Source organism: Richelia sinica FACHB-800 (genome assembly GCF_014698825.1).
Lineage (GTDB): Bacteria > Cyanobacteriota > Cyanobacteriia > Cyanobacteriales > Nostocaceae > FACHB-800.
Map to the genome: position 1 here is coordinate 1 of NZ_JACJTT010000068.1, position 12482 is coordinate 12482.

The window sequence follows — 12482 nt, forward strand, 5'->3', positions numbered from 1 at the left end:
ACGGAAGAATTGACGGTATCTACACCTGCTTTAGCATCATCAAAGTCTTCTTTGACTACATCACTAAAACTATTGACGAAGTAAGTATCATTGCCATCTCCACCCCTCATTGTATCAGCACCCAACCAACCATCGAGGGTATCATTTCCTAGACCTGCATCTAAGTAATCATTGAATATAGTACCGACGAGATTGTCGTTATTGGGTGTGCCAATAATATTAGCCACAATTTTTACTCCTTTTAGTTGCTGACAGAGAATTTTTCTGTGCCTTGTTAAAATTAATTCCCTATCGGCAATGCTTAACCTTCAAACCCTTGTTGCACCGTGGTTAACTTGCATTGGCAGTGAATAATTTTGCCTCAGTACAGCTATTCTCTAGGTCTGTAGATTCAGTGGCATTAACTAAAGTTTCAAGATTTGTAATGTTTTATTGTTAATTTTTGTTAATACGTAGTAATTATTTACACTATGACAGGAATCGTTGTGGAGATATCTGAAAGCTGAAACAAAGTAACATCCTGAGTGACATTTACGTCAGTTGTGACAATTTTGTCTGTTCTGACGTTGGTATGCTCAAACAAAGGCCATAACTGCTGCGGGAGAACCGGAACCACCTCTTAATCTGAGAATACCAATCACCAAAGTTGTACCTGTGGGTGGTAGTTGGTCTAAATTCGTGAGATTTTCCAAGACAATGCGGGGTTGGGTCAATACTAAACGGTTGGTAGAGAAGTTATTATCCTGTCCTGAATCTACACCATGGGTATCAATTCCTACACCTGCAACTTGTCTTTGCTCAATTAAAAATTGGGTAGCTACACTGCCAAACCCAGGAAAGTGCATATTTCCTGCTGCATCTTGGTTAAAAAAGGCGCTATTGTCTGACCATTTTCCCTGCCAGCCAGTATAAAGTAAAACTACTGAACCAGGGGGAATTAGACCGTATTCTTCTTCCCAGGTTTGGATATCACCAATGGTGAGGAGATAATCAGGATTAAAGGTGGCTTGATAACAGATATTGATGACTATAGCGGGAACAACAAGAGACTGGGCAGGATATTGATCAATACTTATACCTTGATGCTCAAAGCTTTTGGGAGCATTAATATGAGTTGCACTGTGTTCACCAATATCTAGCTTTCTTAAGTAATAACCGTCATTATTGATTTCGGCTACGGTAGTAAATTCTACTTGTGGATCGCCAGGCCATTGTGGAATGTTGGTATCAATAACATGACTGAGGTGAATAACACGGCTAAAGTTAATATTCGACAAGGGAAGATTCCTCATGCAACATTTCAATAAATAATCCCCCAAATTCCGTGACTTGCAGATGATCTGGGGGTTGAAAATGTTGCAGCAAAAAGTGAATTTGTTTACTAGTAAACACGGCAATGGTTAACATATTCGTAATAAGTAGTTAAGAAACGGTAAAAACATACATTGATATAATTGTAACCAAATCATCATTGAGGAGTTCAAAGTCGCCTGTGGTGGTTGCATGACATGATTGTTCTTTGCAAGTTTTGTGTTATAAAGCTGACAGAAAATTATCTAAGGTACAAGACTACTCTATGGAACCAGATAAACTGGCCCGTTTAAAAGAGTACGGTGAATTTATTCTGCGTAAAATCGACTCTGTACCCCAACGTCCTTCTCAGCATGAAGATTGGGTTCCTACAAGTTTAGATGATTGTTTGGTGAAGTTACAGGAAGCAGCACAGAAAACTGTGGAATTGGCAACTTCACCAGTTAAAATTGGTGTGATGGGGGAATTTAGTAGTGGTAAAACGCTGTTACTGGGAAGTTTAATTGGTTATGCTGATGCTTTACCAGTGAGTGAAAACCCAACGACAGGTAATGTCACTGCTATTCATATTCAACCACAAAATGGTTTTGCAACTACTCAAGTAGATAATTATACTGTTGAATATTTATCCCATGAAGGTGTGAATGAGTGTTTACACTTCATGTTAGGTGAAGCGGATAAAAGAGCAACGGCAGCAGGTGTTGCACCTTTACAAATTTCTCGGATTAAAACTGGCAAAGATATTAGTAATTGGTGTGAAGAGACTTGGAAAGTTTCTAATAATTTAGAGTTACGCTATTTGATTCGGGAGTTAGTGGTATTTTTGCGTGCATATCAAGCTTATGGTGAAGCTTTATGCGGGTTAAAATATGAAATTGATGGGGTAACTGCCCGTGAAGGTTTACAATTTGTGGAGATGCCTATGGCGATTCAAACTTTGAAGTTTGAAGATTTGCCACCTGCACATATTCGCTTACCAAGTCCTCCACAAAATGTTTCGACCCAGTTATTACAAAATTCTTTTCCCTTAATTCGCCGTGTGGATATTGATGTAAAAATTTCACGGGAAATTTGGGATGTCGGTGGGGCAGAGGAATTTATTCTGTTAGATTTTCCTGGGTTGGGTGCTGCTAATTCTGGGGCACGGGATACATTTTTATCTTTGCGGGAATTGGCACAGGTACAGACAATTTTAGTATTACTCAATGGTAAATCACCAGGGAGCGATCGCGCCAATCGCATTTTCACCATGATGCAGCAACAGCGACCAGGACAAGACCTGAAGGATTTGATTTTGGTTGGTGTGGGACGCTTTGACCAATTACCCTTAGATAATGAAGGTGGGGAAAGGGAACTAGATTCGCTCTTGGAAGTAGAGGAAGGTTCCTTGACTACAGATACGGTGTTTCGGAAAATCAAAGTTCTGCAAACGATTATTGATGGTGCCGAAGCATTCACCAATCAAAAAGACAGAATTGTTTTATTATCTCCCTTATTAGGGTTAGCAGAATTAGCAAAACGTTCCACCACAGTGAAAGCTGGTTCTGAAGAGTTTCTCGCTAATTTAGATTACCCAGATTATTTGCATCGGTCTAAGCGATTACAACAGAAATGGGGTAGTTTAAGTGAAAAGTTATTAGCTGATGATGGACGTAATTCTCTCGGTAGACAATTGGGATATTTTGCTCAAGATGGAGGAATTAGTAAACTGAGAGAGTTAATTCAAAGCCATGTGAACACTCATGGATTAAAGCAATTATATGAAGATACCCGGAGAGCCGCAGATGCGGTAGTACAACAACAGGAATATCTGAGAGATATTATCACCGAAATTCATGAACAAGGTATACCCACTGCTGAAAGTCCTGCATTGATGGAATTACGTTTAGCCATTGAGAATTTAGATAGAACCTACAGAAACTTTCAAAAAGATTTAGGGAAGGAACCACTCAAAGACCGTCGGGGAATTGTGGTTAGCGATGTTATCAAAGATGAATTAACCTACAAAATTTTGAATTGGAGTCAATGGACATTATTATTTAATAAAGTTCAAAACGGTACAATTACTTTAGCTGAATCAAAAGGCGCAGCAGGAAAGCTATTTGATCGAGGTAATCGCGGTAATAGTTCCTTACCTAGCAAGAGTGAAGACTTTTTTCCAGTGTTTGAAAAAACTGTCAAGGAGTTGGAGAATTACGCACGGGAACGCATTCGTCAGGCTGTGGCTGATTTGTTAACTAAATTATCTCATCAAGTATCCCTAGAAAGAGAAAAATTACAAGCTATTCTCCAACCAGATATGGAAACAGACATAGAACAAAAATTTGGTGGAGAGGAAGCAGATTTATTTTACAAACTATTCTTAGGTTGTGACCCCCAACAGTGGCAGGAAGCTATCCTTTCGGAGATTGATAGTCAAGATAAAACTATTAATCCAGAAGTGATATTTCCTTTAGCAAGACAGGATGACAAGCACAAAGTCGGGCAAATTTTTGATTGGTCTCCAGAAAGGAGTGGTAATGCAGCTAGAAGTGCAAATCATCAGTTATTTGTCTTACGACTGCGAGATGAAATCACAGCCAGTGCGAGTTTGCATTTAGTTCAGTATGTAAGCGAAATTAACCAATTAGTTAATGCCGAATTAAATGGCATTTTAGACCAAATTATTCCCAGCTTACAAAACCTTTCTAAACAAGAACAACTACTCAGATATATTGCTGCTGGTGATGAACAAACCCCAGGAGAAATTCCCACTTGGCTACAAATTCTTTCTCACCTAGCGTCAATTAATGAAAACCAACTATCTGAATATCTCTAACTTATCTCTGAACTACCTTTCATACTTGAATTAGCAAGCATTATATACACATGAATCCCTTTCAATTAGATCAATACTTAGATAACCTTAGTCAACAACTCAGCGAAAGACTTAACGATAAACCCCGGAAAAGATTTCCCGGTTGGTTAGCTTTAGATTTTGGTACTTCTAACTCTACCGTTACCTTATTTGACCCTATTGAAGTACCCATTGCGGAAATTTTACCTAGAGAACAAGAACTAAGATTAAGGGAACGTTTATCAGTATGGTTAAGTTCTCCTGCTAATTTAGCTTTACCAGATGCCAGTGTAACTGAGTGGGAAAAATTTATTGGTGATATTAGTAAAAATTTAGAAGTAGAACCACAAAATTTAAGCGAAGTATTTAAAAGTGATAATAAAAAGCTATTTTTAGAAGCAATTCGCCAAATTGAATTATGTTTAGGAACTAGTGATAGATTTCGTCATGCTGTCAGTAAAAAACTCTATCAGATATATCATGAAGTTTTCCGAGTGCCTACTTTAGAATCCCAAAATTTAATTCCCGTAGTCCTCGATATTGACAGAAGGGAAACAGAAATACCCTCAGAAATGGAGGTATCCCAACTTTTACCCTTAAAGTTGCGGATGGGACGGGAAGCAAGGGATAATCGTAAGAAAGCGATCGCTCAGGGAACGACTCTATCCATCAAAGAAATTATCAGCAGATTTCACCACTCCCCTAAACGCTACTTTGGACAAGACCGCTACTTCCCTGTCATTCTCGATGGTGAACAACAAAATATCACCGTTAACCAACTCATCCAAGCTGCTTGGTCTCATCTCATCGAACTGACCCAAGACTACCGTCAACGCGCTAGACGCAGATTTTCTGAAGGTGATTTTTTAACCGCAGTTGTCACCTATCCGACCGTCGCACCTCCAGTCGTGCGGAAAGAAGTTAAAGAACTAGTGGAAGAGTTGGGAATTGATGACGTACAAACTGCATACGATGAAGCAGTTTCCGTGGCTATTTTCTTCCTATGGCGAGAATTTGGTGGTAATCTCAACATTGGGATTGAATCTTTTAAAACCCGCTGTCATCAAATTGGCAATAAATGGTCACAAAATGTTCTCGTTTTAGATATTGGTGGTGGGACAACAGATTTAGCTTTAATTGAACTCACCCTAGAAGACAAAACTCCTTTCTTTGCAGACCATGAAGATAGAGGTTTAGGTGGACGCTACTATAAACTAACTCCCAAATTATTAGGTTCCTCCGGTCATTTACAATTAGGTGGGGAGTTAATTACTTTACGCATCTTCCGCTTATTAAAAGTTGCTATTTGTGATTTTCTCCTCACTGCTGTTACCGTTGGTGATATAGAAAGTGACAAACTAGAAGACTTAATTAACTCAGAATTAAATGAACGGTTCCTAGAAGACGGTCAATATAAAAGCGGTAGCTTATTAAAATGTATTGATAAAGAAAATCCCGAAGGTGATGTAGCCTTTAAAGATGCACTGGATACAACCGAAAAAATCCTACCTACCCGTTGGCAACATGCACCTCAACGCCTACAAACATTTTACACACTCTGGGATCATGCGGAAGCTGCCAAATTGAAATTAGGACAAAAACCCCCAGTCAATAGTCCCAATTTAACCTTTACCCTTTCCGAACAAAATATCGGTGAACTCTTGGCTCAAAGTGGCATCAAATTTCAAATTAGAAGTTCAGAAACCATGTCTGTCACTTTAGACAGTCAACAATTTGAACGCGCTGCCATTGCCCCAATTAAAGAAGCAATTGGTATAGCTAAAGGGCTGATGGAAAGCCGCTTAATCAGTGAAAATCATCAAAAAGTTGATTGGTTAATTCTCTCTGGTAAAACTTGTAATTTGGAATTAGTACAAAAACAAATTTATCAAGAATTCAGTCAGTCACCTTATTTTGTTTGGAACCCAGAACGCATTACCTTTGTCTTGGAATTTACCAAACTCGCAACCTCAGCAGGTGCTTGTTACGCCGAAAAATTGCGTCGTCTCCGCTTTGACCCAGAAGAATCAAAAAGTCTTCTCCAAAAAGGTGCAAATCAACTAGAAATAGACGTTAAAAACCTGTTTTATTATCTTCCTTGTAACTTCAAACGCAAAACTCAAAGCAACGAACTATTACCAATATTTTATGCCGGACAAGAACTATATCAAATCTCTCCTTGGGAAAGCGTTGCTAAAGTGCGTACCCGTTGGCAAGGAATACAATTAACTAACATTATTTATCGTCAAGATTACGAAGATGGAGACTTGCGGTTGTGGGGTAGCTTTGATGGCAAAATGCTCATGGCCAAATTAGGTATGGAAGAAGGGGAATTTCTCAAAAAAATTAAGGTGCAATTTGAAATTGACCAAACCCTACAATTTACCGTGCTTCTCTGTCAAGGCAACCCCCATTATCTAATTGATGGTAAAGGTATTGACCTCGCTTCTGTCCTATCCCAAAATGCCGAAACATCAGATTTATTTGCTGATGGCAAATTAAAATGGAATATCGCTGTTGAAAAACCCTCTCAAAACTTAAATGATGGTGATATTGCCATTAACGTTTTAGAGTCAGCTACAGTTGATCAACCAGATGCCTATCATTTAGTATTTGCAGTAGATACAGAAGAAAGTAAATTACTGCAAACATTCCATTATTTACAAGATGGTATTACAGAACCGGGACTAGGTTTAATTAGTAATGCCTTACCTCCCTTTCCCCAAAGCGGTCAACACACCTTTTATATTTATCAAACTGACCCCCTCACCAATACCAAAAAATGGATACGTATCGGTGCACTTAGCAAACCCGATGTCCACACAGACTACCCTTGTAAGTATCATGTCACCCTTGATAATCAAGGAATTTTGAGAATGCACGCTGGTGAAGTGCCTTACTGGATAGGGAAAAATCAAGACAGTTTGCAACAAGAAGGCTGTGTTTATCGTGCAGAATTAGAACTGCAACCCAACGAAGTTGATAAAGAACGTGACCCTTTCTGTGGTATCCATTAAGTGAGGTGACCAGTGACGGGACAAAGTTATGCAGCACTTGCGCGAACTTCTCACAACTGAAAACTCAGAATTAGCGCGGTTACTTCGATTTAGTTTGCATGGACTGGAAGCTGCGTTAATGCAAGCACATCAGGAATACCCCCTCGACCCTGGTGGCCAAGTATGTGCACAAGTGCTGCAAGAACTGCAAGACCTGTTACACCCAGCATCGGCAACAGCAACGGAAATTACTGTTCGTGAACCATGTAAACTCATAGATTTACAAGCGGCTTTTAATGCTGATTCGGAACTGAATTTTTATTTAGGTAATACACCTCTCAACAGTCAAAGTGATGGCGAATTATGGCAGGAAATTCACCGTAAGCTGTTACGTGTACCAGAAAATTTAGCAACTATTTGGCGACAACGTGCTTTAGAATCGGCCCAGGCAGTGGGGGCAATTGCCGATGATGAAAATGTCGAAGAATTGCCTTTTATTCGGGATGAAATTATTTATCCTGGGTTAACTGGTACTATTCAAGCTCAGGGTTTAAGTTTATCGCAACAGGCTTTTGTCAATGCTGGATTTACCCAAGAAAATCAATCAGAAAATTTAAATTTATTGGCAGGATTTATCTTATTATATACCAAATTTGTCAAAAAAGAACCAGATTTACATCATGCTTTAAAAACTGTATTTAGCTTTGATGCTATTTCTCTACATAACAACATAGAACAACATCAGCAATATTTAGAAGCTTTACAAGACCGATGGCATCGTACACAAAAAAGTGAAGAAAATTCTGATGAAATCGCTAATTTACATGCCTGGATTGATATGGATGAAGCAATTCATTCCCTAGTTTTTATGCCTCCAGCGGAACGTTATTCCTGGTGGGGAAATTTACAGCAAGAATCCAGACGTATTCTCAAAAAAGTTGCTGATGCAGTAACGAAAGCTGGTCATGAAGTGCGAATTAAACAATTGTCTGGACTATATGCTGATGTGTGTCAATTTTCTAAAGATGATTTGCAAGTAGATTGTGGTGGGACACCAGGAGAAGTGTTAACTTGTTTGCGAATATATGCACGAATTAATCAAGAAGAATATCCGGGAAGAGTGATGTTTCGTGGTTCCAGGTGACAAATGAACTCCTCCAATTTTACTTTTGCAAAATTTGTTGAATTTTCTGAGTCAAAACTTTTAATTTAATGGGTTTAGCAAAAAACTCATTGATACCTGCTGCCATTAATATTTCTAGTTCATTGGGCAGATTAGATGCTGTGAGACCGATAATCGGAATATCTCTAAATCGTTGATCAGCACGCATTTTTTGAGTTACTTCTAAGGCATTTATTCCTCCCATATTAATATCCACAATTACTAAGTCAGGAAGATTTTCTTGAGTCAAAGTTACAGCATCTTGCTCATTTTTGGCGATGATGAGACGATATCCTTTTTGACTGAGATAATCACCAATAGTGGTGATATTAACTTCATTATCGTTAACTAAGAGAATTAGGGATGTATTGCGTTGATGTTGACTATTTGGTGTGAGACAAACAGAGTGTTGATTAGTAGATGGTGAGTTATTTTCGGCTGTTGATTCCTCTGGTGTACCTGTACAAGGCAAATATACAGTAAAACAACTTCCTTGACCTAGTATGCTACTAACTTCAACTTTACCACCATGCAATTCAACTAATCGACGTACTAAAGCTAAACCTAATCCAGTGCCATTGTACTGACGGTTAAGTTTGCTATCAATTTGTACAAAAGGTTTAAATAGTTTATTTAAATCGCTACTAGCAATACCAATGCCTGTGTCGATGACAGAAAAAGCCAGAAAATCCATTTCTGCTTGCACATCAATTTGTACTGTTAACTGAACACTGCCACCTTCAGGAGTAAATTTAACGGCGTTATTGAGTAAATTAATGAGAATTTGGCGGACGCGGAGTGGATCAGCAATTAATGAGGGTAATTTAGGGGGAATTTCTAATTTGAGTTGAATGCCTTTTTTATGGGCCTGTTGTTTAACGAAGGTGATGCTAGATTCACACAAATCACGGACAAAAACTGTCACAGGATGGAACTCTAATTTACCCGCTTCAACTTTTGATAAATCGAGGATATCGTTGATTAATTCCAGTAGGTGTTGACCACTGCGTTCAATTGTGGCGATCGCCCCTTTTTGGCGATCATTTAATTCTCCAAACACATCTTCCTGCAATGCCTCGGACATCCCTAAGACCGCATTGAGGGGAGTCCGCAGTTCATGACTCATATTCGCTAAAAACTCATCTTTGAGTCTGGTGGCCCGGTCTAGTTCTGCATTGGTCAAACTTAATTGCTCATTGACCAGTTTTAATTCTTCTTCGGCTTTTTTCCGGTCACTGATATCCGTCACCCTGACTAAATTGATATGAGTACCAGCAATCACCATGGTTTTTGAGGCTAAATTCCCCCAGAAGCAGTTACCTTTTTTAGTTACATATTCAATTTCTCGAGTCAAAAAGCCTTTGAGTTTCATTTCCGCTTTTATTTCCTGTAACTCGGCATCGGGAAATGGCTGTTTTTGCAGTAAGTTCATATTGGTAGTCATTAAATCTTCTTCTCTATTGGCTTCAAATAACTCTACTGCCCTGTGATTACAATCTAAAATCCAGAATTTTTGAGGATCAACCAGAAAAATGGCATCTGTTGACTGGTTAAAGATGGCATCTCGTAAATCTCGATTGCGAATCAGTTCTAATTCTGCATTTTTGCGGTCAGTGATATCTGAAGCTGTGCCAACTAAGCGGATAACTTCACCATCCTCATTGCAAATTACTTCTGTTCGCACATGGACATAGCGTAACTTGCCATCAGGACGAAGGAGACGATATTCCAACTCTTGAGGCTTTTTAGTTGTCATTGCTTGTTCAACTACTTGATTATGGCGATCGCGATCGCCTGGATGAACATACTGTAGTAATTCCTCATAACTAGGAACACCCAAACCTGGATTCAGTCCAAAAATCCGAAAAATCTCCTCCGACCACATGATTTCACCAGTTTTGACCTCATATTCCCAACTGCCTAAATGGGCAATTCTTTGGGCCATACTTAAGTGAGTAGCGCTTTTTTGCAGCTGGGATTCTATTTTTTTTCTCTCCTCTAAGCGGGTCTTTTGTTCACTAATATCTCGAAAAATGGCTTGGATAATGTGCTCCCCGTTAATTTCCACTACAGAAGCAGTAATATCAATGGGCACGGTAATACCATCTTTTCGCAATAGTAAGGTATCTAGGAGTTCAGCCCGTTTATTTTTCACTAACCTGTTAAAAGCGGCTATGGCCCTTCCTAATTCTTCGGGAGGAAACAAAAGGGTGTAATGTTTACCAATCAGTTCTGCCTGGGTAAAATTCAGCAACGCCTCTGTTCTGCGGTTGCTGTGGAGAATATTACCTTTGATGTCACCCAGCAGAATACAATCACTGGCCTCATCCATCAATAACCGATATCGAGCCTCACTAGCCTGTAAAGCCTGAGTGCGTTGGGTGACTAAAGCTTCTAAATCCTGATTAAGTTGATGTAGTGCTTGGATGGCATCATACCGCTCTAATTCAGCACTGATGCGGGCGGCAAATACCCGTAGCATGGCTATTGTCCGTGACTCTTGCTGCATAGGCTGATCATCTAAAACACATAGACTGCCTATAATCTCACCTTGAGTATTAGTTAAAGCAATACCAATATAGGATTCAGCTGCCAAAGCCACTAATTCTTCATTGCCGGGAAATTGCTGTTGTAGATTTTCTGTACAACAATACATCCCCTCAGTCATGGCTAAACCGCATGGTGTATTTTCTAAATAACCAATGAAATTGGTTTGAATTTGATTGTTAGCCCAAAAAGCATAGGTTTCAAAATATTTACCTATTTTTTTAGTGACGAGCACATAACGAACCTGGAGTGCTGTGGCAATATATTCTGCTAAAACTGGAAAAAAATCTCGACCAGTAAAAGCTGCTGCCCCCTCTACTAAATTTTTGAGAGACTCTTCCGCTTGTTTGCGTTCAGTAATATCTCGGCATACACATAATTTATAAATTTTATCGCCCCATTGTACTGAATTGGCGCTGATTTCTACCTCGTAAATCGAGCCATCTTTCCGTCGATGAAGAGTTTCAAAGGTAGCACTTTTCAGATGTACTTCATGGATTTTTTCTAGGACTTCCGTCTTTGACCATTGAGCATCCCAATCTGACACATTGAGTTTGGCCATTTCCTCCAGGGAATAGCCAAGCATCCGTGCAAAACTTTCGTTAGACTCTACAACATTGCCTTGTAAATCTATAATCACAATGCCGTCAAAGGAAGTTTTAAACAAGGTTTTCCGTCTGTTTACTTCTTGTTTCAGTGCTTGGGTTTGTAAATATAAGTCTTCGATTAGCTGATCTATACCTTGCTGCAATTCACTTAATTCTATTTTGCTTAAAGACTGCAAATAATTGACAAGACTTGTTTCCGTAACTATGCCTATCACTTGGTCATCATCATCCATGACCGGAAGATAACGAATTTGATGCTCATGAAAGATATTCAGGACAGCAGAAATATCAGTAAATTCAAATTTTTTAATGGTGACAACAGGGTGAGTCATCACTTCAGCGATCGCTACCCCCAGAAATTGCCTTCCTGCCGCACACAGCCGCAAAACATCTCTTTGAGTAAAAATTCCCACCAATTCATTTTCCGCCATGACTAAGGCGCAATTAGCACCCATACCGACTTGATTCATCTGAGCAATCACTTCTGTCACCAAGGTTTGCTGACTTACCATCAAGGGATAAGGAGTGATCGTTTGTTCGATAACATGTGCCGTTATTAGCGTCTTGAACAACATTTTAAACCGAATAAGCCGAGGGGGGAGCAGTGAAAAAACAACATTGGACTGATACCGTATATTTTCTTGTATAAAAGGAAAAAATGCTATTTTTCACACAACTTAAAATTTTTTGGTGCGATCGCTCCTATTGGCTTGACCCACACACAAAAACCGAGGAAATTCCAAAATCTCTGGTTATTGTTTAAAAATTCATTCCATCAATAACAAATAAAGCTCGTTTATCCATGGGTAAATTTCCTGGAAACACGAGCTAAAAACATATTTACTTGCTTAAGTATTATTCCCGTTGTCACAAATTATCTAGGAATATTAGGACTAGGTATGGGAATTGATGTAGCCCACCTTCCGCACCCTAACTGTCACACATCAAAAAAAGCCACCAAAATAGTACACAAGAACTAAAGCTTATTTAAGTCCTAAGAGAGTTAATGAAAATAAGTATCA

6 protein-coding genes and 1 pseudogene are annotated in these 12482 nt (G+C 39.1%); 3 read left to right on the plus strand and 4 right to left on the minus strand.

The features are described from left to right. The 3 genes and pseudogenes from H6G73_RS25040 to H6G73_RS23755 form a co-directional block, all read right to left on the minus strand. Window positions 1-227, minus strand: a pseudogene (locus H6G73_RS25040) (hypothetical protein); the annotation flags it as partial. 348 nt (window positions 228-575) lie between these two features. Beyond that, window positions 576-1277: a cyclase family protein gene (locus H6G73_RS23750; protein ID WP_242034299.1), complete on the minus strand. Its 702-nt coding sequence runs from the start codon at window positions 1275-1277 to the stop codon at window positions 576-578. Then, window positions 1264-1407, minus strand: a complete 144-nt coding sequence (locus H6G73_RS23755; RefSeq protein ID WP_190608957.1) for a hypothetical protein — start codon at window positions 1405-1407, stop codon at window positions 1264-1266. The genes H6G73_RS23750 and H6G73_RS23755 overlap by 14 nt, the downstream gene beginning before the upstream one ends. 169 nt (window positions 1408-1576) lie before the next feature. On the opposite strand from H6G73_RS23755, the gene H6G73_RS23760 reads away from it, so the two are divergent. Genes H6G73_RS23760 through H6G73_RS23770 form a run of 3 tightly spaced genes read left to right on the plus strand, consistent with a single transcriptional unit; the run spans window position 1577 to window position 8287 of the window. Next, complete coding sequence (locus H6G73_RS23760; RefSeq protein WP_190608959.1) at window positions 1577-4129, plus strand: dynamin family protein; 2553 nt, start codon at window positions 1577-1579, stop codon at window positions 4127-4129. A 50-nt stretch (window positions 4130-4179) separates the two neighbouring features. After that, window positions 4180-7164 (plus strand): virulence factor SrfB, encoded by a 2985-nt coding sequence (locus H6G73_RS23765; RefSeq protein WP_190608960.1) that lies wholly within the window; start codon window positions 4180-4182, stop codon window positions 7162-7164. A gap of 28 nt (window positions 7165-7192) precedes the next feature. Next, window positions 7193-8287, plus strand: coding sequence for a hypothetical protein (locus H6G73_RS23770; protein WP_190608961.1), 1095 nt, complete (start codon window positions 7193-7195; stop codon window positions 8285-8287). A 19-nt stretch (window positions 8288-8306) separates the two neighbouring features. Here the strand turns inward: H6G73_RS23770 and H6G73_RS23775 are convergent, their stop codons facing one another. Further along, window positions 8307-12035 (minus strand): PAS domain S-box protein, encoded by a 3729-nt coding sequence (locus H6G73_RS23775; RefSeq protein ID WP_256443813.1) that lies wholly within the window; start codon window positions 12033-12035, stop codon window positions 8307-8309. Window positions 12036-12482 lie beyond the last annotated feature (447 nt).